This is a genomic window from Halalkalibacter alkaliphilus, from assembly GCF_023555415.1.
Classification (GTDB): Bacteria; Bacillota; Bacilli; order Bacillales; family Bacillaceae_D; genus Halalkalibacter; species Halalkalibacter alkaliphilus.
Genome location: NZ_JAKRYL010000042.1, coordinates 1 through 23,395, shown reverse-complemented (window position 1 = coordinate 23,395; position 23,395 = coordinate 1). Strand labels below are relative to the sequence as shown.

The following is a 23,395-nucleotide window of genomic DNA, read 5'->3' as shown; positions in this document are numbered from 1 at the left end:
AGGTCCTCCAAGGTCCATTTAAAGCATTTTTTGCTGCAGTTACAGCTTGATCAATTTCCTCTTTGCCACCTTCAGCAACTGAGCCGAGTACTTCTTCATTCGCTGGATTCGTATTGATAAATGTATTGTGATTTGCTGAATCGACATATTGTCCATTAATAAAGTGTTTACAATCAATTCCCGTTGCAGTAGTAACCGTTTCCATTTTTAGTACCCTCCATTAACTTTTTATTTTTTCCTTACATTTACCTTACTCTAGAATCGTGCCGTATAAAACATCATTGTCCCTCTATGAGCAACTATTTGAAAAGTTTTTCAAAAAAATTTTGATTTCATATTTTCTTTTACTTAGGTTGTCTTTATTTTCTTTATAGCTTCTTACTACATGTAATTTAAATATGTATATACTTTCTGAATTCTATTAATTATCTGTTATAATGAATCCATTCTTACTCAAGACACTATTAGATAAGAATGGATAACAAATAATTTAAGGGTGGATGAATTTATGATGGATTCAAAATTTGTAAGTGAATCAAAAGTCGTGAGAACAAGCAGAGTCTTTCCGAATGATGTAAATAATCACAATACGTTATTTGGTGGTAAATTAATGAGTGATGTCGATATGATTGCCTCCATTTCAGCAACAAGACATTCTCGCAAGGAATGTGTAACAGCTTCTACGGACTCAGTTGATTTTCTCTTCCCTATTACTCCTAAGGATTCCGTTAATTTCATCTCCTTTGTTACTTATACTGGAACGAGTTCCATGGAAGTTTTTGTAAAAATCATCGCAGAAAATTTGATAACAGGTCATCGAAAAATTGCAGCAACCGCCTTTTTAACCTTTGTTGCTCTCGATGAAAACGGCAAACCTACAAAAGTTCCACAAGTCATTCCAGAAACTGAGGAAGAAATTAAATTATATGAAACAGGGAAAGAAAGAGCGGAAAAACGCAAGGAGCACCGTGCAAGAAGTAAAGAGTTAGCTAATTTTATTACTACGGCCAAACCTTGGCAATAAGTTACCTTCCTTGTCGAATAAAAAGAGGAACCAATCAACATGTGAATGCTTCCTCTTTTATTATTCTTTGTTATTAGTTTTGTCAAGTAACCCTTGTTCTTGATAATATTTGATGGCACCGTCATGAATTGGGATTCCTGCTGTAACCGTATGTAGTAGCTTTCTAAAAAAAGCCAGGAGCTGCAATGGTAACGGCTCCGTTCACTACTTGCCATAAAAGGAGAAAGCTACTCCTTTCATGGCCTTTAAAATATAGCGACTCCGCCATTGCTTCGGGGTATCCCTTACTTATTCAATTGTTCGATCATCTTCTTTAAAACATGAACAGAATACACACAGTCATCTAATGACGAAAACTCGCGAGGATTATGACTAATTCCATCAAGGCTCCGTACAAACAACATCGACATTGGGATATGTTTTCCTAATACCATCGCATCATGAGCCGCTCCACTTGGTAAGTAAAATGGTCTTATATCCGTATCAATACATGCTTTTTCTGCTTTCTTTTTTAGCGATTCATCTACTAAAACAGGAGCGATTCGGAGCAACTCCTCATATTCAAATGTAGCTGCATTTTCATTCTCAACTTGATTTCCAACAGCTACAATTTTTTCAACAAGCGTATCCCTACTATTGAGATCAATATCACGAATATCAACGGTCAATATCACTTTTCCTGGTATGACATTCGATCCATTTGGAAAAACTTGAAGCTTTCCTACAGTGGCAACAGCCGTATCACTTACGGTTTTGGGAAGCTCACTAACACGTTCAATAAATTTACTTGCAGCTACCAGTGCATCCTGCCTTCCTACCATTGGTGTGTTCCCGGCATGATTAGATTCACCTGTGAATGTTACTTGTAACCAGCACGGACCTGCAATACCTGAAACTATACCTACAGGAAGATCTTCTTTTTCTAATTGCTTCCCTTGTTCAATATGTACTTCAATATAGGCTTCAATAGAAGAGTAATCTCGCCTTGCACTAGTAAACCCTTCTAATGTAAGCCCCGCTTCAATTAATACACTCTCAAACTGCTCTCCGTTAAAATCTCTTACCTTTTTAAGAGCTGTCATATTAAGCTCGCCTGACATAGCCTGACTTCCTAATAATCCATTATCGAACCTTGATCCTTCTTCGTCTGAAAAAATCACTACTTCGAAAGATTTCCTCGGCTGAAAACTGGTTTCCTTCCATGCCTCGACAACTTCTAAAGCTGCTAGCACACCCAATGGACCGTCAAAATGCCCGCCATTTGGTACCGAATCAACATGTGAACCTGATAAAATGGACGGAAGAGTCAGATCTTTTCCGACTAGCTTTCCAAATACATTTCCAGCCCCATCTACTTGTACAACCAACCCTGCTTCTATCATCCACTTTTTCACAAGTTCTTTTGCTTCGAATTCTTGAAAAGAGAAACCTATCCTTCTAGATCCCTTCTCATTCGTTAATCCGATCTGAGCCAACTCGTGAAACCTTGACGCAAGGCGTTCTGCATTCACGCCTGAATGAGATAACAAAGGATTATGCCCCTTTAGTAATTTATGTTTCAAATCAAATTCGCCGTACTTTTTATTCTCCAATTAAATACCCTTCTTTCTATACGGATTTGTTTATACATTCCAATGTTCGCAATCGGTTTAGTGCCGCGGCAAGTTCATATCGACGCGGTCGTGCCATTTCACCTGGATGTCCTTTATGTGTTGTAACGAAGCTAAGCCCTTTTTGTTGCATTTGTTCTTCAATGAAGCTCAATATTTGGTTCACCGTCATCTCTTTTTTTAATACTTCGTTTCTTTCTAAATAAAATAAGATTTCCGCAATCATTCTCGTTTGGCTTTCGTCTACGAGCTGCTCTACAGCATGCAAGTTAATATCTGTTGTTCCGTAATGAATTTGATGTCTTCCACGTGTGGATACTTTATGCTTAGTCCCTTTTTTGCTATGTAAGCTCTTTGCAATAGGAATTCTTTCTTGAATGGGCCCAAAGGTATCGCCACCTTCATTTTTTCGTTTCACCTGTATTGTTTCGGCAATATACTTTGCTTCCTCAGTTACATCAAAAGGGACATATTGATCCATTTTGATCACTCGGTCTGCCACATCAAAATAATCACCTGATCCACCCATTACTAATATAGCTGAAACGTTATAATCATCTCTTAATAAGCCCACCTTATCAACAAATGGAGTGATCGGTTCTGAATCTTTCGCAATTAATGCCTGCATACGCGCATCACGAATCATAAAATTCGTCGCACTTGTATCTTCATCAATTAGGATCGTTTTGGCGCCCGCTTCAAGCATTTCGATAATATTTGCAGCTTGTGATGTGCTGCCACTGGCATTTTCAGTTGAAAAATGCTCTGTATCTTTTCCATGTGGTAGCTTCCCAATAAATGGTGAAATATTCACTTTTGCTATACTACGTCCATCCTCAGCACGAACTTTCACAGCCGCATCATCGGTAATCACATACTCTCTTCCATCACCTTCGATATGATCATAAATCCCATGTTCAATCGCCTGTAACAACGTTGATTTCCCGTGATATCCCCCGCCAACAATAACTGTAATTCCTTTTTTAATTGCCATACCAACAAGTGGTTTTTCTCGGTGTGGGACGGGAATGGAGATCTCCATTTCTTTAGGACTTTGAAATGCAATAACACCTTTTTTCATTGGCCTATCACTTACACCACTTGCTCTTGGCAAGATCGCTCCGTTTCCAATAAAAGCGATATATCCATTATCCTTAAGATACTTCCTGATTGTTTGTTGCTGGTCACTTAAACAAACTGCCTTTCTTACTTCATTTTCTTGGACCTTATACACTGACTGATCAACAACATTTGGGATCACTTGAAAGAAAAGCTTATCTGCTTCTTTAGCTAACACTCTTCTCCCATTTGCCGGCAACCCAATTGATAGGCAAATCGTAATTTGTGTATCATCCAATTGAACCGCTGTTCGTTCAATAACTTTTTGATAAGGGGCATCAATCAACACCATACCACTTTTTCCAGAACCTTCTATTTTTTTATGTACTCTTTCAAGTACTGCTTGAACCTTTCTTGCAATTAAATCTTCACATACAACTTTACGACTACTCGTATTTGTCCATGTTGAACTTATTTTTGTTTTCGCACTTGGTAAGACGATACGGATTTTAGATGGACTTGCAAATGGATCACCTTGAACGTAATCTATATGTAATTGATAATGAGGGAATTGATATGTTCCTTGGATGACCTTGTAAGCTTTGTATCCTTTTTGATCGATTCGTTTCAAACTCTCCTTTAACGCTTGCACAATTTGCCTCCTCTTACTTAATCTGGTCATTTATTCGTATCTTTTTAGTGTACCTATTTAAGGTTATTATTTCTAGTAAACATAATGATGAAGGGAACTTCAAAAAAAATAAGCCGGAACCACCCTCCAGCTTACTTCACGTTCTATTACAATTTCCCTGTTAAAAATTGAGCCTCTCCCATACCAAAGCTCCAATCGGCATCTCCATTTGTAACAATATTAATCATAATATCGTTAGGTTCGATCCCACACTTTTCACCAAGCTTCTCTACTATAAGCTTATACAATTTTTGTTTTTGTTCTTCCGTTCTTTGCTTACTTGTTACACTAATAACAACTACATCCTCACTTCGCTCGAAACCAAGCCCCGTATCTTCAATGATCATTTCATGAGCTGGGTGTTGGTGAACTATTTGATAACGATCCCTTTCCGGTACTTCAAACGCTTGCAACATCGCTTCATGAGCAGCATCCAGCAATTTTTTCAAATCTTGTTTACTACGTCCTTCAATTACATCAAATCTAAGTAGTGGCATAAATAGAGATCCTCCAACATTTTACTTCTATTTTTCCTTATTCATTCGATAAAATTCGTCAAAATCCCTCTTTTGCGTATTCGAATTATGACAACTTTCTAACACACTTGAAATCATGTTTTATAAAACTGTCCCCTTTCATTCATAGATGAAAACTAGTGAAAAAATAACATTTAATTTTTCTCTGTCAAAATAGTTCCCAAAATTGTAGAAAAGGTAATATAAACAAGGTATCTCCCACAGCCTTTTCCGCTAAATGGAAACAGAATACTTCTCTCTGTTTCTAAAATAATGTAACTCTTTAAATCCAATTTCTTTCAGGCGCTTCTGCACTTCTTCAAACTCATCTCCGACTCGATCAGGATCATGTGCATCAGAACCAAAAGTCACTCCAACGTTAAAATAAAGAGCCCTTTCTAATATTTCATCAGCAGGATACCATCCTCCACAATCCTTCGTTTTTCCAGATGTATTAATTTCAATTACTTTTTCATATTCTCCAATAACTTGTAACGTCTTATCAATCGCCTCGACTTGTATATTAGAGAACTCTGGATAAAACCCTTTCATCGCATCAATATGACCTAAGATATCAAACATATCGCTGCTTGCCGATTGTTCAATTAGGTGATAATAGCGTTCTTTCGTTTTTACTTTCTCTTCATTTGATAAACCTTCCCAACGTCCTTTTCTAAAAATACTAATTTCATCAACAAAATGCACAGATCCAATCAAATAATCAAACGGGTACTCATCTAAAAATTGTTTATACACCGTACTATGTTGTGGAAAAAAGTCACTTTCAATCCCTAATAAAACTTCAATTTGATCTGCATACTCCTCTTTTAATCGTAACACCTCATTTACATAACGATTAAAGTGAGATTTAGCCATAGTAATCCCTGGTTTTGGATGGTCCTCTTCACTATGAAAATACGGGGCATGATCAGAAATACCAATCATTTTAAGCTCTTTTTCAATCGCTGCTTTTACATAATCTTCAATTGTACCAATAGCATGTCCGCACATTTGGTTATGTGTATGTAAATCAAATTTTGTCATAATTACTCCTTTCAATTTATAAACTTTTTTAACTTGATTATTGAACCTTTATTACTAAGGAAGATTAACATTTATTTATTTTAAAAGCCATCCAATTGCTTGGGTGGATGCTATATAGCTAATTTAATTTTTATGCTTTTTTGACAAAAAAATACTGAATCTAGTCAAAAATTAAATTTGGTTTAATGAATACGTTTCTAACGTTTATACAATGGAAGTTTTTCTATTATTAATACTCCGTATCGCTCCAACCCTATCGTCCCTCTCTTTTTAACAGAACATGCAACCACTGCAAAAACCAAATATTCACAAATTAAAAGCTCTAAAACGGTCCTGCATCTAAAATAGACGCTACTCAAAAATGACTAGCGTCTCCTTTCATATTAGATTTCAATAATGATTGGAAGAATCATCGGCTTACTTTTCGTATGTTTAAATAAGTATTGCCCTATCGTTTTCTTTATGCTTTGTTTCATGACATTCCATTGATATTTCCTTGATTCTAATAGGTCGTTTACTGTTATAGTAATTAAACGATTCATCTCTTTTTGAAGTTCTTCTGAATCACTTACATACACAAAGCCACGTGTGATGACATCAGGCCGTCCTATTAACCTTTTTTCCGTTTTACTCATTGTAACAACGATTACGAGCATCCCGTCTTCTGAAAGTTGTTTACGGTCTCGGAGTACAAGGTCGCCAACATCACCAACACCGATTCCATCAACATAGGTGTTTCCTGCTGGTATTTTTCGGGTTTGGTTTGCCATAGAGTTCTTAATTTCCAAGACATCGCCATTGTTCATAATAAACGTATTTCCTTTTTCTACACCAACAGACTCTGCTAATAGTTGATGTTGATGGAGCATCCGATATTCCCCATGAATAGGAATTACATATTTCGGCCTCATTAAAGTGAGCATCAATTTTAAATCCTCTGAGTAACCGTGACCAGACACATGCATACCGGATGAACTTCCCGATCCGTAAATGACTTTGGCACCAAGCGCGAAGAAATTATCTACGATAGTTGTGACACTACGTTCATTTCCAGGAATCGGACCAGCAGCAAAAATGACAGTATCTCCTGGCAAAATCTCAACACCCCGGAAGTTTCCTGTTGATAAACGTGCAAGGGCAGCCATCGGTTCTCCTTGACTTCCTGTGCATAAAATTGCCACTCTCTCTGGAGCTATTTCATTAATTTCCTGTTGATCAATGATCATTCCTTCAGGTACCGTTAAGTACCCCCGTTCTATTGCAACTTCTACAACATTAACCATACTCCGTCCTAATAACGCAAGCTTACGATTTGTTTTTTGTGCAGCATCAACAACTTGCTGTACACGACTAATATTAGATGCGAAGGTCGCAAGAATTACTTTCCGCTCAGCTCTTGTAAAGACTTCTTCTACATGGTTGCCAACCATTTGCTCAGAGGGTGTAGAACCTGGACGCTCGGCGTTTGTACTTTCCGATAAAAGAAGCAAAACACCTTCCTTGCCGATCTCAGCCATTTTATGAATGTCCGATTGTTCATCTTGTTTGGCAGGGGTTAAATCAAACTTAAAGTCACCGGTATGTACAACCTTCCCTTCTGGAGTATTGAAGACGATTCCTAAGCAATCCGGGATGCTATGTGTAACTTTAAAGAACTCAACTGTAATATCATTAAAAGTTAAATGAGAGCGGTGGTCAATTTCAATCAATTCTGTTTCCGACAATATTTTATGTTCTTTTAATTTTAATTCAATCAACCCTAGTGTAAAGCGTGTTGCATAAACGGGGACATTGATTTTCTTCAAGAAAAAAGGAATGCCCCCAATATGATCTTCATGTCCGTGTGTTACAAGTAATGCTTTAACTTTTCCTTTGTTCTCTATTAAGTAAGAGATATCTGGGATAATTAAGTCAATACCTAATAAGCTTTCATCAGGAAACTTGTTCCCACAATCAATAAGGATGATCTCATTTCTATATTCTATCGCATACATATTTTTTCCGATTTCATTTAGTCCACCTAATGCAAAAATGGATAGTGACTGTTCATTACTCAAGATACGTAACCTCCCTTTTCATTAATGATAGTGTTAGTATGATCGTTTCTGTTTTCATTTATAAATAGGTAAAAGGTTTGAACAACTTAAATTTGCCAGGAATGATTTTATCGCGACGCGAAATTCCATTTTAATGATAAAGAGGTTGTATCTGTTCAAGATCATTTAACAATTGCTTTACCTCATTTTGATTTAAGGGAATAAGCAGTTGATCATACAATGTGATGATTTGATTCCCTTCACTATCTTCATGCTCTTTTAAATAACGATATAGCCTTGAAAACTGCCTTTCTTTAATCACCGATATTGTGTCTTGATTCTTTACTTTTTGTAACAAAAATTCATTTGCTTCTCGGTTGAACTCACCTGATATGATATGGCCGTTTATATTTGTCATGATTTACTCGCTCCAAGAATGTTTTTTAGTTATGATGGACTTAATTTGATGAAAATATTAATGATAAATGGGGAATCTGGCTACACTTTTAATTGTTTGTTAAATAAATGACTTAGATTGTCCTAAAACAAAAAAGATCAAACCTTCAAATACAAAAAGGCTCTCCACTATATTCTATAGAAGAGAACCTATCCATCATCAAACATATCTTCAATTTATCAAGCCTATCATATATGACCACGGTCAAAGTTTCTCATCACAATTGCTTCACGAATTTTTCATTATCGTGTTTAATGTGTGGTCTAGAAGTCCACCGTGCAGCTCAAGGAAGCATTGTTTTCAAGTAATTTATACTTATTTCAATGCTCTCTAATGGGGTGCGACGACTTACATCTTGTTCGACAACCCACCACTCGACACCCGCTTCTTCTCCTGTCGCTAAGACAGCCTCAATATTTACTCCACCTGTTCCAAGCTCTGCAAAAAATTGCTCTCCATCTGTTGTCATATCTTTTAAGTGCACCAACGGAGTGCGTCCTTTATAACGGTTAATCCACTCTACTGGATCTTCGCCAGCTTTTGTTAACCAATACACGTCAAGCTCCGTTTGAAGGTGATCTGCACTTACATCATAAAAAATCGCTTCCAACGCCTTTCTTCCATCTTGCAATGGCTCAAGCTCAAAATCATGATTATGATAGCAAAGTGTGATCCCCTCACGTTTGCACATTTCCCCAGCTTCATCTAAAAACGAAATAAGTGATTGATAATCTTCTTCACTACGCTCATCCGGCATTAAATAAGGACACACAATATATTGACTGCCAAGAATTTTTTGATCGTCAATCACTTGTTGCAAGTTATTCTTTAATTCAGCTAATGGAACATGACTTGATGCCGCTTTTAGACCTAGATCATCTAATAAGGCCCTGACTTCTTCCGCTGAAAGCCCGCCGTAACCAGCAAATTCTACTCCATCATACCCAAGCTCTGCCACTTTTTTTAACGTACCTGCAAAATCCTTCTGACTTTCTTCACGCAATGTAAACATTTGAACAGCTACTGGAATTCTCTTCACAATTACACCCTCATTTCATTTTACTTTTTATAAACGCATAATCTTTTCTTACAAAAAACAGTTTCTTCTCTGGTTAGTCCCTCTATAGCTTCAATATATGTCACTCTTTTGCCTTCATCATAAATCATTTATAGATTTTTGCAAATAATGATATGATTAAAACATCAACTATTTTGCTATTATCTATTAAAGGAGAGCTTAAAAAATTATTTGATAATGGCTCTATGTTTGTACTTAGACTTGCGACAAATAAATGTTAATATAATATGATAAGGATTATTCTGGGGAGGGTATTGAATGGGTAAAGCACTTAACCGAATTAAATCACAGTTGGCACAATTAGACAAAGAAAACAAATGGGAAGACCTCGACCGAGATGGAGTAATTGACCTGCTAATCTATGAAGAAATAAAAGCCGCATCTTATGAATTAGATTACGAAGGGGTAGGAAGAATGGTTGATTACTTAATTAAAGAAGGAGAAAAGCTGAAGTAACTTTTTATTTATGGTGGAGCTGTCGCAACAGCTCCTATTTTTGATTGAAAAACCCTTGAGCACTCTGCCTTTGGCAGGCATTCTGTTGAAAAAAACTGCTTTTCTCTCCAAGCCCCACAATTTACTTTACAACCACCAAATATGAAGGAGGCCCTTCCATGAAAAAAACAATTAAAGTCGTTGCAGCCATTATTGAAAATGATCAAAACGAAATCCTTTGCGCTCTTCGCTCCCCAAAGATGTTACTCCCGAACATGTGGGAATTCCCCGGGGGTAAAGTTGAAAAGGACGAAGACATATACACAGCCTTAAAAAGAGAAATTCAAGAGGAATTGCGTTGCGAAGTTGAACCTATTGATTTATTTAATGACCACACCCATGATTATGAGGACTTTACCATCAATCTTCTTGCAATCACAGCGACAATAACGGACGGGACTCCTATCCCGAATGAGCACTCCAAACTCATTTGGCTAAAACGAGAAAACCTCCATTCGTTAAAATGGGCACCTGCAGATATCCCCGCAGTTGAGCAATTGATTGAAGAAAAATAGAAAAATGGTGATACACCCTATTCTTTATTTTATCGAAATGGTTCTGCGTGTAGATAAATATCAACTCTACATGTAAAGTTTCGTCAGACTCTCATGAATTACTTGAATGGCTTTTTTGCTTTTTTGAAACAATAAATCCTGTAAATCCAGCAAGGAAACATGGCGGCAAACTTACTAAAAAGAACGCCCAGCGACCAGTAATTAGGGAGAGAACCAAAAAGAATAAAGGAATCCCAAACAAAACCACTAAAGATACTTTTCTTTGCTTATTCATTAAAAACCTCCATTCCTACAAAAGGCCATTGAAAAAGGTACGGTTTTCACCAATTTCTGGGCTCTCATTTTACAATCAATCTCTATATTCATATTTAATTTCATACTTTTTAAAAAATACCTATTACTGCCAGCAAAAATTACATTTGACAGAAAAATACATTTTCCCTATACTAAAGTTACACTTAGTATGCATAGCAACTAATTTTCAAGGGGACGAATTTATGAAATTAACATTCCAAGAGTATATAAGCATTAAGTTGCATAAGACCGATTTAAATCTTACTAGCTATGTCAAAGCCAAATTAGAGCCCTTCAACCTCGCACCAGAACAAAATTTAATTATGATGCTCTTGTGGGAAAAAGATGGTTTAACTCAACAACAACTTGTTACCAAATTAGATAAAGATAAAACAAATATCGCTCGCATGGCTTCAAGTCTCGAGAAAAAAGGCTTTATTAAAAGAAGCAATTGCAATAATGACCGCCGTTCTCTAAAGCTTTACCTTACTCCGTGTGGGAAAAAGCTAGGTGAGAAAGTCATTCCGATTGCTGAAGAATTTAATGAAGTCATCTGCAAAGGGATATCTGAGGAAGAACTTCAACTAATGGAGACATTATTAGAGAAAATGAATCAAAATGTACAAGAGTACTATAATTAATTATTTTATTCTCTTAATTCATAAGGACTGCAGACATGATCTGCTGTCCTTTTTAAAGTTATAAGGAAAATCCCCTCTTTCAAAACAGACCCCCTTTTCTTTTTACAAGACTTCTTAATTGACAATTGCTCTCATCATATTTTATACTAAACATCGTAGTTAGTATGCATAGCAACTATCTCTTATCACCTAGAATTAATGACAATATATTATTTATAGTTACTATATAAGTACTAGTTACTTTTTCACAAATTGTTGCTATAGCAACATTATTAAATGGAGGTATTATATTATGGCAAACGTATTATTTATTAAGGCAAATTCAAGACCGATCGAACAGGCAGTGAGTGTGAAACTTTACCACACTTTCCTAGACCAATATAAAGAGTCTAACCCAGATGATGTTATAACAGAGCTTGACCTTTTTGAGGAAAACTTACCTTATTACGATACCGATAAAATTAATGGCATGTTTAAACTTTCAAAAGGGATGGAGTTAACAACTTCTGAACAAGAAGCAACAGAGCTCGTCAATCGTTATTTAAATCAATTTCTTGAAGCAGATAAAGTTGTCATTGCATTCCCACTTTGGAACTTTACTGTCCCTGCAGTATTGCATACGTATTTAGATTATTTAGCTCAAGCTGGTAAGACATTCCGTTATACGGCTGAAGGCCCACAAGGTTTGCTTACTGATAAAGAAGTCGTACTTCTAAATGCAAGAGGTGGCGTCTACTCTGAAGGACCTGCGCAAGCAGCTGAAATGGCTGTTAACTACGTGAAAACAATGTTTAACTTCTGGGGTATTGATAACCCTAAAACGGTTATCATTGAAGGTCATAATCAATTCCCTGACCAAGCAGAAGAGATTATTGAAAAAGGCTTGCAGCAAGCAGCAGACGTAGCAAAAGAATTTTAATCATTTATGAAAAACAAAGGGCTCGCAAGTACGCAAGCCCTTTGTTTTGTTTACTTATTAGAATCAAGATAAGGAAAGCATGGATAAACGATCCCTTTATTTACTCCCTCTGGTTTAATGACATAATCTTTATAGGACGAATTTCTTAATGTGACGTTTTGCAACCCGCTTCCATCATAATATACTGGCTTATTGCTCTCTTTTCTGCTCATATTATCACTCCATTTATCAATTTCTACCTATTTCTAGTTATAAATAACCACGAAAAAAGTTTCTGTAATATATATTCAACACGGATGTCATGTCGTCCTTCTTTCTTTAAAAAATTTTTGCAGAAAAATAAATTTAGAAAGAAAAGCCAAGTTTTTATATAATGTGTCAGTATGTTGTCAAGAAAACAGAAATTGAGGATTCATGGGTTCCATACGTTATAATATGAAAAGAATCTATACATTAGGAGTGAGAACGCTGAAAACCATCGTTGTTATTGGTGGAGGAATCACAGGTCTAACCACCATGCACTACTTACAAAAATTAAAAAGAGAAAAAAGTATTGACGTTAAGTTGATTCTTGCGGAGAAAAATGAGTATTTAGGCGGTAAGATCCACTCTGTTCACAAGGAAGAATTCATTATGGAAACAGGGGCAGATTCGATCGTTGCTAGACATGAAAGTGTTATGCCTCTAATTAAGGATTTACATTTAGAAGATGAACTCGTCTACAATTCTACAGGGATTTCATACCTTTTCATAAACAATGAGCTACATCCCATTCCTGCTGACACAGTATTTGGTATTCCATTGAATGTGGAATCATTGTTTCAAAGTACATTGGTTTCAGAAAAGGGCAAACAAGAAGCGCTTAAGGATTTGGAAAGTAAGAATGACCATTTTACGAAGAAGAGTTCAATTGGGGAATTTCTCGAATACTTTTTAGGGAAAGAGCTCGTCGAAAAACAAATTGCCCCCGTATTATCAGGAGTATATTCTGGAAACTTGAATGAGCTGAGTATCGCTTCAACCCTTCCTTATTTACTTGATTATAAAAATCAATACGGGAGTATCATTAAAGGGTTATCCGAAAATAGAGAAAAATTCAGCTCTCAAGCCGATAAAAAGTTCATCTCCTTTAAAAATGGACTCTCTACATTGATTGACAGACTTGAAGCTGAATTGACAGACTCTCTAATTCTTAAAGGTGTTAACACGTCAAAAATTACAAAGGGAACAGGTCACTATCATATTACTTTTTCTAATCACGAAACGATCAAAGCAGATTATGTTGTGTTAACGACACCTCAAAACGTCACTCAATCTTTGCTAAATCAAAATGATTTAAACGATGATTTTGCTAAATTGACAAATTCATCACTAAAGAGTATCTATCTTGGATTTGATATTCCTGATGGGCAATTACCTGCTGATGGTACCGGCTTTATTGTATCTAATAGTAATGCTGTTAGGTGTAATGCATGTACATGGACAAGTCGCAAATGGTCCCATACATCCAAGAAGAACAACTTATTAGTACGACTCTTTTATAAAAGTTCAAACCCTTCCTATTGCTCTCTACAACAGATGAATGAGATTGATCTCATGCAAACAGCTTTAACAGACGTTGAGAAAAGTCTCGGACTTAAGGCCAAGCCAACAGCTGTTGAGATCACAAATTGGGATCAGCTAATGCCTAACTACCACCTCAATCACAATGAAGCCATTCGTGGGCTAAACGAGAAAATGCAATCAGAATTTCCAAATGTCATTCTCGCAGGTTGTTCGTACTTTGGTGTCGGTATTGGTGCTTGTATAAAAAATGGAAAAGAAACTGCAGAGAAGATTTGGGAGACTCTTTTAACAAGATAGGAACTACAGCCGAAAGCCAAAATAACAAAAAAGCAGGGCTTCAGAATGAAACTCTGAAGCCCAAAAGGAAATAAAGGAAGTAAATGGTTACCCATGCCTGTACTTCTACCTAGTTCCCTCCTTTCCCTCTTTCCAACTTTTTACGACTCTGCACTTCCACCTAGTGTTTACTTTTCTTCTCATTTTCTCTTGACCTAATACAACATCCCAGCAATCGCACCACTTAATAATGAAGCAAGAACTCCTGCTACGACAGCCTTCATCCCAAGCTTAGCTATATCTGTTCTTCTACTAGGGGCTAGCTTTCCTAAGCCCCCAAGTAATATAGCCACAGAAGATATATTAGCAAATCCACATAACGCAAAACTGATGACAGCTACAGTTTTATCTGATAGCTCATCCATTTGCGGAGCAAATGCAGCATATGCAACAAACTCATTCAACACAATCTTTTGTCCGATAAATCCACCAGCCACCACAGCTTCTTGCCATGGTACGCCAATTGCAAAAGCGATCGGGGCAAAGACGATCCCAAGGATGAGTTCTAATGTTAAACCTTCAAACTGAAACCATCCGCCAATCATGCCTAAAATTCCATTAACCAAAGCAATCAAAGCGATAAACGCCAAAAGCATTGCCCCAATATTTAAAGCTAATGTTAAGCCGACACTTGCACCTCGAGCAGCTGCATCAATCACATTGGCCGATTCCATGTCTCTGTCTACCATCACTTTGTCTGAGGTTTCCGATTTCTCAGTTTCCGGCATAATCATTTTAGCCATAATTAACCCAGCAGGTGCAGCCATAAAACTAGCAGCTAGCAAATACTCTAGTGGTACACCAAGCAAAGAATATCCAATTAATACAGACCCAGCAACCGATGCAAGTCCACCCGTCATTACGGCGAATAATTCCGATTTCGTCATCTTTTCAAGATAGGGGCGTACAACTAGCGGCGCTTCTGTCTGTCCAACGAAAATATTCGCCGCTGCAGACATCGATTCCGTTTTACTAGTACGAAGAACTTTAGATAAGAAACCACCGAGAATCTGTATCACTTTTTGCATAATTCCTACATAATAAAGAATTGCAATTAAAGCTGAAAAGAAAATGACGATGCTTAAGACTTCTATTGCAAAAACAAAGCCCATTCCCTCAGCCTGAAAAAGTCCTCCAAATAAAAAGTCAATCCCTTCGTTTGCATAATCAATGATGGCTGCGATCCCTAATGTCAGCCATTGTAAGAACGCAAAGCCAGTTTCCCACTTTAAGACAATGACGGCAAAACCAATTTGAATGGCCAATCCACCTAAAATAGTTTGTAAATTAATAGCCTTCTTATTATTCGAAAAAAGAAAAGCAATAGCAAAGATCGTCAAAATACCAAAAATACCCCAAACAAAGTTCATTCGCTTAACCTCTCTTTCTAAAAAGGATTATCCTTTAGACAACTCTTTTTTTATGTATCAACTAAAGCTACCTTTAGTATGTTTCATAACAAGTAAAATAAACGAAAAAGGTCCTCATCACCGTATCTATATCTTTTGTTAAACAAAAAGAAGGGTGATTCCAAAAGGTTATGATTTTGACCTTTTGAGATCACCCCGAAATGAATATTCTATTTCTAAAGATTTACCTCAGATTCCTTCGCTAGTCCTATTGCTTGACCTAACGATAAAAACGCACTTCCGGTAATCGCTATCTGAATAGACATGGCAAGTAAAACGACATCTAGTTCAAAGCCATCCAAAAACCCTAAAGGTAGCTTCACTGTAATAATTGCTCCTGCCATCACTAATGCAAATAAGATACCAACAATACGCGTTCCAATTCCAAGTACCATTATAACCCCGCCTACCAATTCAATCACTGCAACAATATATGCTAAAAATCCAGGTAATCCAATACTTTCGAACCATCCTGCAATATTGCTAATTCCATTTTGAAATTTATCTAACCCATGCAAAAAGAACGTCATTCCTAATACAACTCGAACAATAAATAAACCTACTTCACTTCTTTTCATCTACTTTTCCTCCATATTCTTTTTTATTCTGTTGTTAAATGTATTTCTATACCTACCGGATCCTGAACTATCCACACACCATTTTGTTGTTCTACCGGCTTTTCACCAACTGCTTTCAAGTGCTCAATTAACTTCGTTAGCTCAACTTGATTCGGTAACATAACGGTATAATATGCAAGCCCTACTGCATTTTTTGGTCTAACCAAGGCATTGGGTCCCGCCCAAATATTTACGCCAATATGATGATGGTATCCTCCAGCTGCAAGAAAAAGCATCCCTACATTCGTCATGTTGCCAACTGTTATATCAAAGCCTAATGCTTTATAAAAGTCCCGGCTTTCTTTAAGATCACGAACATGTAAATGAATATGTCCAATCTTTGTTTTAGGCGGTAAGCCTTGCCAAACATCCTCACCCGCTGACTCTAGTAAGCCCTCCACATCGATTCGCTCCGTTACCATCGTGTAATCTCCACTAGATACTTTTGTCCAACCCTTTCTTGGACGGTCTCGATAAATTTCAAGACCATTGAAGTCTGGATCCGAGAGGTAGATCGCTTCACTAACAAAATGATCTGCAGAACCAATCTCTATTCTTTTCTCAATCATTTGCTTTAAAAATAACCCTAAATCACTACGTTCCGGTAATAAAATCGCTACATGGTATAGACCAAGTGTTGTCCCCGGTCGATAGACACTTCCACTCGGTACTTCTTCTAAAATAAGCAATGTCTCTTTACCATCAGCCGTAAGTTCTGCTTTTTGATCCGTCTTATTGAGAATTTTAAAACCAATGATTTCTTTATAAAAAGTAACAGAACGCTCTAAATTACTCACTTTTAATTTAACAGGCCCAAGTTGTGTGTTAGGATGTAATTCAAAAGTCATCTTTTTTCCTCCTTTTTAATTCATGATTGGTGATGGATTAATGCTATTATGATATATATAATATAAATTGATAAGTACGCACTTAAAAGTGGTATAGTATACAAAAGGAAACTATAGGGGGTTGCTAGCTTGTCTGAATGCCAAGTAAATAACGCTTTAGAAGCAATAGTTGGAAAATGGAAACACAAAATATTATTCCCTCTATTGAATAATGAAACGATGAGGTTTAACGAGTTAAAGAGAGAAATTCCTGGCATTACACAAAAGATGCTCACATCTCAATTACGAGAGCTGGAAGATCATGACCTTGTAACAAGAAAGGTCTATGCACAAATACCGCCAAAGGTAGAGTATTCTCTCTCTGAACATGGCAAAAGCCTTATTCCTCTTTTAGATATGATGAGTGAATGGGGAGCTGCTCATGCGGCACATTTAGCTACACATAATGAAGAACAAATAAAAAAACACAAGAAAAGAGGGTAAGGAGCACGCTTAGCTCCTTACCCTCTATTCTTGTGTTTAATGCGGTTGAGAGGACTCGAACCTCCACGGGGTCAACCCCCACTAGGCCCTCAACCTAGCGCGTCTGCCATTCCGCCACAACCGCTTAATATTAAAATAACCGTGCACCTATAATTGATATGGTCACATAAGTGTAACTAAAGTAGCTAGCTCAATCAGGGCAACCTACGGCACACAGAAGAATCTACTTATGGCTGCTTCCTTCCGGACCTGACCAGATTCATAGGTTTCTGTTGCGCAGACCCCAATAGTCAACACCGCTTGCTCAAGGCAAACCTCACATGAACCATACCGCTAATAGGAATTCAACCCCGCTAAGGCGGATTGCGGGTTACAGGGCACCGCCAACTCCCCATCTAGCACGGTATGTATATAAATCTTTATTCCCACCTATGCCGTCTCCCTAGCTGTTTTAAAACCCGCTAAAGCAGGTGGGTTTCCGCATGTTAACATCCTGCGATCCTGATCACAGTCAGGCTTGGCATCAGTCAACAAATGTAAGAATCCCGATAAAACAGTAAGGTTTAAAACAAAAAGGGCTTACGTACATTGTAGGATATGTTAAGCTAATTGCAAATCAACTACATTTATTATAGCACAACAATTAATTCTACGCAATGTTTTTTTTGTTTTTCATTAGTATTTTATAAAACTTTCTTCCACATATCGATTATAATTCCGCGTTAATAACATTGCAACTAGTATATTTTTCAAATAATGTCTTATCGCCCCTAGTAAATCTACTATATGATTAGTTTGATTTTAGACTGATATGGTTTCAAACGAAAAAGGCTCAGATACTGAGCTTTTTCGTTTATTTATTTGATAAAATGTTCTGTTTGTTTCACTTCTTCATCTCCAATTCCCTCTCCATAATTCATCCATTTCTTCAAAAAATGAAGATGAAACAAATTCGAAATTGGTTTTTACAAGGATACTTTCTCGAAGTTTCACCAAACTAATAAAAACTAATGTTTAATTTCTTAGGGGTGTAGTACATGGATAATGTGTTTGACTACGAAGATATACAATTAATCCCAGCAAAAAGCATAGTAAAGACACGTTCTGAATGCGATACGTCTGTTAATTTTGGTGGGCATACATTCAAATTACCAGTTGTACCTGCGAATATGCAGACGATTATTGATGAAAAGATCGCGGTTTTTTTAGCGGAGAATCATTACTTCTATATCATGCATCGATTCGAACCAGAAAAGCGAATTCCTTTTATAAATGAAATGCATTCACGGGGCTTGCTAGCTTCGATAAGTGTTGGCGTTAAAGAGGATGAATACACTTTCATTAACCAATTAGCAGATGAAAAGCTTGCTCCAGAGTACATTACCATTGATATTGCACACGGTCATTCAAATGCTGTAATAGAGATGATTCAACACATTAAGAAAAACATCCCTGCTAGTTTTGTGATTGCAGGAAATGTCGGAACCCCTGAGGCCGTAAGGGAATTAGAAAATGCTGGTGCTGACGCAACAAAAGTCGGCATTGGTCCGGGAAAGGTATGCATTACGAAGATTAAAACTGGATTTGGAACTGGCGGTTGGCAATTAGCTGCTTTACGCTGGTGCTCAAAAGCAGCCACTAAACCGATCATCGCTGACGGAGGAATTCGTACACATGGAGATATCGCTAAATCCATTCGATTTGGTGCATCGATGGTCATGATTGGTTCTTTATTTGCAGGTCACGAAGAGTCTCCAGGAGAGACCATCGAGAAAGATGGAAAGCTCTGCAAAGAATATTTCGGTTCAGCTTCAGAATTTCAAAAAGGTGAAAAGAGAAATGTTGAAGGCAAGAAGATGTACGTAGAGCATAAAGGATCTTTACTTGATACATTAATTGAAATGGAACAAGATCTTCAATCTTCCATTTCTTATGCTGGTGGAAACAAACTGGACGCAATTCGTCATGTAGATTATGTCGTCGTTAAGAATTCAATCTTTAACGGAGATAAAATTTATTGAAAGCACAAAGAAGAGGAAACCGTTTTTGGCCTTTCCTCTTCTCTACTTCAACAAATCTTTAAAAAAATCTAATCGATCCTTTGCATTTCCTTTAATAATAATATCTACACCACTATCGATGTTTTCTACAACTTCTCCATTAATCACTCTTTCGGCCATTTCTACGCTAAGATAGCCCATATCATAAGGATTTTGTGCTACTGTACCAGGTAGTACTTCTCCTTCAATAAGTTCAACCATCTCAATGGTTCCATCCGCTCCTGTAACGGGAATTGTAAAGCCATTTTCTTTAATTACCTCTATAGCTTGTAAAGCAAGAACATCATTTGTTGCCATAATCGCTTTTACATCTGGATGAAGCAGTAAAATATCTTCCACCGCTTTTCTTACAAGAGGTGAACGATTTGTTAAATTTACTCTTTGTGTGGCTACATCAATATGCACCGCTTCAAAACTTCCTTTTGCTCCGGCAATCCTCTCACTTGAGACTGGACTATTTACATCTCCACCAATGAGAGCAACTTTATCTCCAGGCTGCAGGTGGGATGCAAGTAAAAACCCAGCTTTTCTTCCTAATTCAAAGTTATCGCTTCCAATATATGCTGTTTTTTCACTCCATGGAAGGTCGGTATCCAACAATAATACAGGAATATTATTTTCAACAAATTCATCCAATATGGGAAGAATCAATGGGGCGTAGATAGGTGAGACAATCAAAACATCCGGACTGTCATGGAGAACCTCTTTTAGTAATTCACTTTGTTCCTCCCCCCATCCATTTGCAGTCGCTAACACTTTTCCGCTTACTCCAAAATCCCGAAATCCTTTTTCTGCGCCCGCTTTTACAATTTCCCAATACTGTGAATTTAAATCTTTCAACACAACAACTACTGCAGGTTTTTCTTTTGCAAATGTTTTAGCCAGGTAGCCTATTGATAGAGCCAATAAAACCATACACGAAATAATAATAATTCTTTTCTTCACGGTACCTTCCTTCCCTTACCAATTGAGCTCATCATTTTTCCCTATTCATATACTAAATAAAGTTAGAGTTCGTTCATGTCCTATTCCATAATATCTATTTTGCTCTCATTAATCCAGAAAAATATATCAGAAAGTTCAAGACTGTGTAAGTGGAAAAGGTAAATCAAAAATGACGACTTTCTTCTAGTAAATATTAGAATAATTTTCTTGTAACTTTTACAAACTATAATTGTCAAAAAGGGAAATTCTAGGATGCGTTGCGACTGTCACTGTTAACATGAAAGGAAATAAAACAATGAAGAAAAATCTTATCCTCGTCTGTAGTTTAATCTTAATCATGTTCATGAATATACTTCCTGTTCATGCAGCATATAATAGCCCTAGCAACCTTTATGTAGTAAAAGCTGGCGATACGTTACCTGAAATTGCAAAAAAATTTGATACTACCATAGAGGATCTTAAGCTAACAAATGGTTTACAATCCGATTCTCTATTTGTTGAACAAAAGTTATGGGTTCCAATAATGCATGAAGTTGCAACAGGAGAAACACTGCAGAACATTGCCTCAACTTACCATTCTTCAGTAGATTCCATAAAAAAAGCAAATGGACTCGTTTCTGATGAGCTATATGCAGGGCAAATATTAAAAGTTTCTCCTAAAAAAATGGCCATGCAAGGACAACATATCCTTATGACTAAGGAAGAATTTAGAGATTGGTTATTTAACAATCAATTTAATCGTGATATCCGCATCATCCAACAACATCACACATGGTTACCTTCTTATGAGCAATTTAAAGGTACAAACCATTTTCAAATGTTACAAAGTATGGAGAACTTCCATAAGAAGGAAATGGGCTGGCAAAATATCGCGCAAAACATAACGACCTTCCCTGATGGAAAAGTAGCTGTATCTAGACCATTCAACATTGCCCCAGAAGGTTCAATTGGATCAAAGGCGAATTCAATAGGGTTAACGATCGAGAATATTGGCAACTTTGATCTAGGTCACGATGTAATGACTAAGGAACAGCAGGATACAATTGTTTACATTACAGCCCTGCTTTGTATCAAGTTCGGCTTAACCCCTTCAATTGACAGTATTACTTATCATCATTGGTGGAATTTACAAACAAAGGAAAGAGTGTTAGATAATGGACCAGATTATAATGTTAAAACTTGTCCCGGCACCAATTTTTTCGGAGGCAATTCCACAAACGATGCAAAGAAGCATTTTTATCCTTTAGTATCCAGTAAGATAGAAGAAATCTTAGCAACAATAGAGTAAAAAATTAAACAGGCTCTCCCCTTCAAAAAAGGGGGGCGCCTGTTTATTAGTTATTGTTATTTCGATTGAGAATTAATTGTTTGATTTCTTGAATATCTTTCTTTAATTCTTGATTTTCTTTATATAATCTATCCATTTGTTCCTCTCGTTTTACTTCATCATCTTGGCCCAAATAACTTAAGATTACTGCGACTACAAGATTTAAAATAACTAATGCACCAATTATGATGAACGATACAAAATAGACCCAAGCCCAAGGCACCTCATTAATAATCGGTCTAGCCACTTGACTTGCCCACGATTCAAACGTTACGACTTGCATTAACGTAAAGAGAGCTGTATGGAAGCTTCCAAAAAACTCGTATGGTAGCACTTCACTAAAAAAGGTTGTGCCAATGATCGCATAGATAGAAAAGATTAAGATCGAAAGACCTAAAATACCCGTTAAGGCTGGTACTGATTTCATCAATGAATCAATTATTTTTCTCAATGCAGGTATTGCAGGAATCATTCTAATCAAACGCAATACCCTTATTAGTCTTAGGACACTCACAAAAGGAGTTGAATAAAACAGTAAACTTCCTATTACAATACTAAAATCAAAGAGATTCCACCTATCGGAGAAATATCCTTTGAAACCAAGACCAATTATTTTCACGATTAACTCTAGTACAAATATCCAAACAATGATTCTATCTATAGCTAACAATAGGCTATTACCAGTCAAATACGTCTCAGTAACGATAATTAGACCGTTAAAAAAGATAATAGCAATAACTATCGGCTGAAAGTATTTATGTTCTACCAATTGTCTAATAATCGTTCTGAATGAACGATTACTATTTACTTCTTGTTGTTTTTGTATTTCCATTTGAATCAATCACTTTTCCTTTCTATTCTAATTTCTATTATTATACCAGTTACTACTTTAAATAGATGAGTATAGTTCTAAAATATAAATGATAACCGGTGGCAATTTTATGAACAGTTAAGCAAAAACCCCTCAAACTGAAAAAGTTCAAGGGGTTATATCTTTGAATCGATTAAACAAAAAAGAAGTATTGTTGTCATTCATAATGCGGGTGAAGGGAGTCGAACCCCCACGTCATAAGACACTAGATCCTAAGTCTAGCGCGTCTGCCAATTCCGCCACACCCGCATAATTAAAGTTTTAAAAAATATCTTAAATGGTGAGCCATGAAGGACTCGAACCTTCGACCCTCTGATTAAAAGTCAGATGCTCTACCAACTGAGCTAATGGCTCTTGCTGTTTTTTCATAGATGTATCTCGAAGCTTACGGACGATGAATCGCTCCGTGGTCTTACCTGTTCTTTCCTCTGCTAGTTTAGCTTCGCAGCTCACTGCGTCAGAACAACTCGAAGTTACTTCAAGTAGATTTGCTCGTAACTGAGCTAATGGCTCTTGCTGTTATTACATAGATAATACTCAAGAAAAATGAATAGG

Annotated in this window: 24 protein-coding genes, 3 tRNA genes and 2 other RNA genes; 9 read left to right on the top strand and 20 right to left on the bottom strand. The window is 36.8% G+C overall.

Annotation, left to right across the window (positions count from 1 at the left end):
• Nucleotides 1–205, bottom strand: a 205-nt coding sequence (locus tag MF646_RS22275) for an aldehyde dehydrogenase family protein (RefSeq protein WP_250098697.1), incomplete at its 3' end; no start/stop codon positions are given.
• A 306-nt stretch (nucleotides 206–511) separates the two neighbouring features.
• Here MF646_RS22275 and MF646_RS22270 point away from each other — a divergent pair.
• Nucleotides 512–1,024, top strand: a complete 513-nt coding sequence (locus tag MF646_RS22270; RefSeq protein WP_250098700.1) for an acyl-CoA thioesterase — start codon at nucleotides 512–514, stop codon at nucleotides 1,022–1,024.
• 284 nt (nucleotides 1,025–1,308) lie between these two features.
• On the opposite strand, the gene MF646_RS22265 is transcribed toward MF646_RS22270, so the two are convergent.
• From MF646_RS22265 to MF646_RS22235, 7 genes are all read right to left on the bottom strand, one after another.
• Entirely contained in the window at nucleotides 1,309–2,616 is a 1,308-nt protein-coding gene (locus tag MF646_RS22265) for a M20 family metallo-hydrolase (RefSeq protein ID WP_250098696.1), read from the bottom strand.
• A 16-nt stretch (nucleotides 2,617–2,632) separates the two neighbouring features.
• Entirely contained in the window at nucleotides 2,633–4,345 is a 1,713-nt protein-coding gene (locus MF646_RS22260) for an ABC-ATPase domain-containing protein (RefSeq protein ID WP_250098695.1), read from the bottom strand.
• A gap of 146 nt (nucleotides 4,346–4,491) precedes the next feature.
• The gene (locus tag MF646_RS22255; RefSeq protein ID WP_250098694.1) at nucleotides 4,492–4,881 is read right to left on the bottom strand and encodes a tautomerase family protein; all 390 of its coding nucleotides are present in this window, start codon (nucleotides 4,879–4,881) and stop codon (nucleotides 4,492–4,494) included.
• A 252-nt stretch (nucleotides 4,882–5,133) separates the two neighbouring features.
• Nucleotides 5,134–5,943, bottom strand: coding sequence for a histidinol-phosphatase (locus MF646_RS22250; RefSeq protein ID WP_250098693.1), 810 nt, complete (start codon nucleotides 5,941–5,943; stop codon nucleotides 5,134–5,136).
• Between the two features lie 383 nt (nucleotides 5,944–6,326).
• Entirely contained in the window at nucleotides 6,327–8,003 is a 1,677-nt protein-coding gene (locus MF646_RS22245; RefSeq protein ID WP_250098699.1) for a ribonuclease J, read from the bottom strand.
• Between the two features lie 127 nt (nucleotides 8,004–8,130).
• Complete coding sequence (locus MF646_RS22240; protein ID WP_250098692.1) at nucleotides 8,131–8,397, bottom strand: hypothetical protein; 267 nt, start codon at nucleotides 8,395–8,397, stop codon at nucleotides 8,131–8,133.
• Between the two features lie 322 nt (nucleotides 8,398–8,719).
• Nucleotides 8,720–9,475 carry a sugar phosphate isomerase/epimerase family protein gene (locus tag MF646_RS22235; RefSeq protein WP_250098691.1) on the bottom strand — a complete coding sequence of 252 codons (756 nt, stop codon included), beginning with the start codon at nucleotides 9,473–9,475 and terminating at the stop codon, nucleotides 8,720–8,722.
• A gap of 297 nt (nucleotides 9,476–9,772) precedes the next feature.
• Between MF646_RS22235 and MF646_RS22230 the strand changes: the two genes are divergently transcribed.
• Both MF646_RS22230 and MF646_RS22225 read left to right on the top strand, forming a co-directional pair.
• On the top strand, nucleotides 9,773–9,970 hold the full coding sequence (locus MF646_RS22230; RefSeq protein WP_250098690.1) for a hypothetical protein: 198 nt from the start codon (nucleotides 9,773–9,775) through the stop codon (nucleotides 9,968–9,970).
• Between the two features lie 158 nt (nucleotides 9,971–10,128).
• Complete coding sequence (locus tag MF646_RS22225; RefSeq protein WP_250098689.1) at nucleotides 10,129–10,524, top strand: (deoxy)nucleoside triphosphate pyrophosphohydrolase; 396 nt, start codon at nucleotides 10,129–10,131, stop codon at nucleotides 10,522–10,524.
• 91 nt (nucleotides 10,525–10,615) lie between these two features.
• On the opposite strand, the gene MF646_RS22220 is transcribed toward MF646_RS22225, so the two are convergent.
• The gene (locus tag MF646_RS22220) at nucleotides 10,616–10,798 is read right to left on the bottom strand and encodes a hypothetical protein (RefSeq protein WP_250098688.1); all 183 of its coding nucleotides are present in this window, start codon (nucleotides 10,796–10,798) and stop codon (nucleotides 10,616–10,618) included.
• A 223-nt stretch (nucleotides 10,799–11,021) separates the two neighbouring features.
• Here MF646_RS22220 and MF646_RS22215 point away from each other — a divergent pair, with 223 nt between their 5' ends.
• On the top strand, nucleotides 11,022–11,459 hold the full coding sequence (locus MF646_RS22215; protein ID WP_250098687.1) for a MarR family winged helix-turn-helix transcriptional regulator: 438 nt from the start codon (nucleotides 11,022–11,024) through the stop codon (nucleotides 11,457–11,459).
• A 292-nt stretch (nucleotides 11,460–11,751) separates the two neighbouring features.
• Complete coding sequence (locus tag MF646_RS22210) at nucleotides 11,752–12,378, top strand: FMN-dependent NADH-azoreductase (protein WP_250098686.1); 627 nt, start codon at nucleotides 11,752–11,754, stop codon at nucleotides 12,376–12,378.
• Between the two features lie 50 nt (nucleotides 12,379–12,428).
• Here the strand turns inward: MF646_RS22210 and MF646_RS22205 are convergent, their stop codons facing one another.
• Nucleotides 12,429–12,590, bottom strand: coding sequence for a hypothetical protein (locus MF646_RS22205; protein WP_250098685.1), 162 nt, complete (start codon nucleotides 12,588–12,590; stop codon nucleotides 12,429–12,431).
• A 256-nt stretch (nucleotides 12,591–12,846) separates the two neighbouring features.
• Between MF646_RS22205 and MF646_RS22200 the strand changes: the two genes are divergently transcribed.
• Nucleotides 12,847–14,241 (top strand): protoporphyrinogen oxidase, encoded by a 1,395-nt coding sequence (locus MF646_RS22200; RefSeq protein WP_250098698.1) that lies wholly within the window; start codon nucleotides 12,847–12,849, stop codon nucleotides 14,239–14,241.
• A gap of 194 nt (nucleotides 14,242–14,435) precedes the next feature.
• Here the strand turns inward: MF646_RS22200 and MF646_RS22195 are convergent, their stop codons facing one another.
• The 3 genes from MF646_RS22195 to MF646_RS22185 form a co-directional block, all read right to left on the bottom strand.
• Nucleotides 14,436–15,650: a NupC/NupG family nucleoside CNT transporter gene (locus MF646_RS22195; RefSeq protein ID WP_250098684.1), complete on the bottom strand. Its 1,215-nt coding sequence runs from the start codon at nucleotides 15,648–15,650 to the stop codon at nucleotides 14,436–14,438.
• 215 nt (nucleotides 15,651–15,865) lie between these two features.
• A complete protein-coding gene (locus MF646_RS22190; protein ID WP_250098683.1) occupies nucleotides 15,866–16,267 on the bottom strand; it encodes a DoxX family protein in 402 nt (133 codons plus the stop codon).
• 23 nt (nucleotides 16,268–16,290) lie between these two features.
• On the bottom strand, nucleotides 16,291–17,154 hold the full coding sequence (locus MF646_RS22185; protein ID WP_250098682.1) for a VOC family protein: 864 nt from the start codon (nucleotides 17,152–17,154) through the stop codon (nucleotides 16,291–16,293).
• A gap of 129 nt (nucleotides 17,155–17,283) precedes the next feature.
• Between MF646_RS22185 and MF646_RS22180 the strand changes: the two genes are divergently transcribed.
• Nucleotides 17,284–17,637 carry a winged helix-turn-helix transcriptional regulator gene (locus tag MF646_RS22180; protein WP_250098681.1) on the top strand — a complete coding sequence of 118 codons (354 nt, stop codon included), beginning with the start codon at nucleotides 17,284–17,286 and terminating at the stop codon, nucleotides 17,635–17,637.
• A gap of 40 nt (nucleotides 17,638–17,677) precedes the next feature.
• Here MF646_RS22180 and MF646_RS22175 read toward each other — a convergent pair.
• The 3 genes from MF646_RS22175 to ssrS all read right to left on the bottom strand — a co-directional run bounded on the left by MF646_RS22175 (nucleotide 17,678) and on the right by ssrS (nucleotide 18,237).
• Nucleotides 17,678–17,761 (bottom strand) — tRNA-Leu (locus MF646_RS22175).
• A 15-nt stretch (nucleotides 17,762–17,776) separates the two neighbouring features.
• Nucleotides 17,777–18,041, bottom strand: an RNA gene (gene ffs, locus MF646_RS22170) — signal recognition particle sRNA large type.
• Between the two features lie 14 nt (nucleotides 18,042–18,055).
• A non-coding RNA gene (gene ssrS, locus MF646_RS22165) (6S RNA) lies at nucleotides 18,056–18,237 on the bottom strand.
• Between the two features lie 437 nt (nucleotides 18,238–18,674).
• Between ssrS and guaC the strand changes: the two genes are divergently transcribed.
• Nucleotides 18,675–19,658, top strand: coding sequence for a GMP reductase (gene guaC, locus MF646_RS22160; RefSeq protein WP_250098680.1), 984 nt, complete (start codon nucleotides 18,675–18,677; stop codon nucleotides 19,656–19,658).
• A 42-nt stretch (nucleotides 19,659–19,700) separates the two neighbouring features.
• On the opposite strand, the gene MF646_RS22155 is transcribed toward guaC, so the two are convergent.
• The gene (locus MF646_RS22155; RefSeq protein WP_250098679.1) at nucleotides 19,701–20,642 is read right to left on the bottom strand and encodes a sugar ABC transporter substrate-binding protein; all 942 of its coding nucleotides are present in this window, start codon (nucleotides 20,640–20,642) and stop codon (nucleotides 19,701–19,703) included.
• A 295-nt stretch (nucleotides 20,643–20,937) separates the two neighbouring features.
• Between MF646_RS22155 and MF646_RS22150 the strand changes: the two genes are divergently transcribed.
• A complete protein-coding gene (locus MF646_RS22150) occupies nucleotides 20,938–21,930 on the top strand; it encodes a LysM peptidoglycan-binding domain-containing protein (protein WP_250098678.1) in 993 nt (330 codons plus the stop codon).
• A gap of 46 nt (nucleotides 21,931–21,976) precedes the next feature.
• On the opposite strand, the gene MF646_RS22145 is transcribed toward MF646_RS22150, so the two are convergent.
• The 3 genes from MF646_RS22145 to MF646_RS22135 all read right to left on the bottom strand — a co-directional run bounded on the left by MF646_RS22145 (nucleotide 21,977) and on the right by MF646_RS22135 (nucleotide 23,194).
• Nucleotides 21,977–22,801, bottom strand: a complete 825-nt coding sequence (locus MF646_RS22145) for an ion transporter (RefSeq protein ID WP_250098677.1) — start codon at nucleotides 22,799–22,801, stop codon at nucleotides 21,977–21,979.
• A 206-nt stretch (nucleotides 22,802–23,007) separates the two neighbouring features.
• Nucleotides 23,008–23,089: transfer RNA gene (locus MF646_RS22140), tRNA-Leu, on the bottom strand.
• A 29-nt stretch (nucleotides 23,090–23,118) separates the two neighbouring features.
• A tRNA-Lys gene (locus MF646_RS22135) sits at nucleotides 23,119–23,194 on the bottom strand.
• Nucleotides 23,195–23,395 lie beyond the last annotated feature (201 nt).

Coding starts and splice junctions, on each gene's coding strand:
- MF646_RS22190 (WP_250098683.1), bottom strand. CDS start 16,267: ATGAAAAGAAGTGAAGTAGGTTTATTTATTGTTCGAGTTGTATTAGGA.
- MF646_RS22250 (WP_250098693.1), bottom strand. CDS start 5,943: ATGACAAAATTTGATTTACATACACATAACCAAATGTGCGGACATGCT.
- MF646_RS22220 (WP_250098688.1), bottom strand. CDS start 10,798: ATGAATAAGCAAAGAAAAGTATCTTTAGTGGTTTTGTTTGGGATTCCT.
- MF646_RS22145 (WP_250098677.1), bottom strand. CDS start 22,801: ATGGAAATACAAAAACAACAAGAAGTAAATAGTAATCGTTCATTCAGA.
- MF646_RS22185 (WP_250098682.1), bottom strand. CDS start 17,154: ATGACTTTTGAATTACATCCTAACACACAACTTGGGCCTGTTAAATTA.
- MF646_RS22210 (WP_250098686.1), top strand. CDS start 11,752: ATGGCAAACGTATTATTTATTAAGGCAAATTCAAGACCGATCGAACAG.
- MF646_RS22240 (WP_250098692.1), bottom strand. CDS start 8,397: ATGACAAATATAAACGGCCATATCATATCAGGTGAGTTCAACCGAGAA.
- MF646_RS22205 (WP_250098685.1), bottom strand. CDS start 12,590: ATGAGCAGAAAAGAGAGCAATAAGCCAGTATATTATGATGGAAGCGGG.
- MF646_RS22150 (WP_250098678.1), top strand. CDS start 20,938: ATGAAGAAAAATCTTATCCTCGTCTGTAGTTTAATCTTAATCATGTTC.
- MF646_RS22215 (WP_250098687.1), top strand. CDS start 11,022: ATGAAATTAACATTCCAAGAGTATATAAGCATTAAGTTGCATAAGACC.
- MF646_RS22195 (WP_250098684.1), bottom strand. CDS start 15,650: ATGAACTTTGTTTGGGGTATTTTTGGTATTTTGACGATCTTTGCTATT.
- MF646_RS22255 (WP_250098694.1), bottom strand. CDS start 4,881: ATGCCACTACTTAGATTTGATGTAATTGAAGGACGTAGTAAACAAGAT.
- MF646_RS22270 (WP_250098700.1), top strand. CDS start 512: ATGGATTCAAAATTTGTAAGTGAATCAAAAGTCGTGAGAACAAGCAGA.
- guaC (WP_250098680.1), top strand. CDS start 18,675: ATGGATAATGTGTTTGACTACGAAGATATACAATTAATCCCAGCAAAA.
- MF646_RS22230 (WP_250098690.1), top strand. CDS start 9,773: ATGGGTAAAGCACTTAACCGAATTAAATCACAGTTGGCACAATTAGAC.
- MF646_RS22225 (WP_250098689.1), top strand. CDS start 10,129: ATGAAAAAAACAATTAAAGTCGTTGCAGCCATTATTGAAAATGATCAA.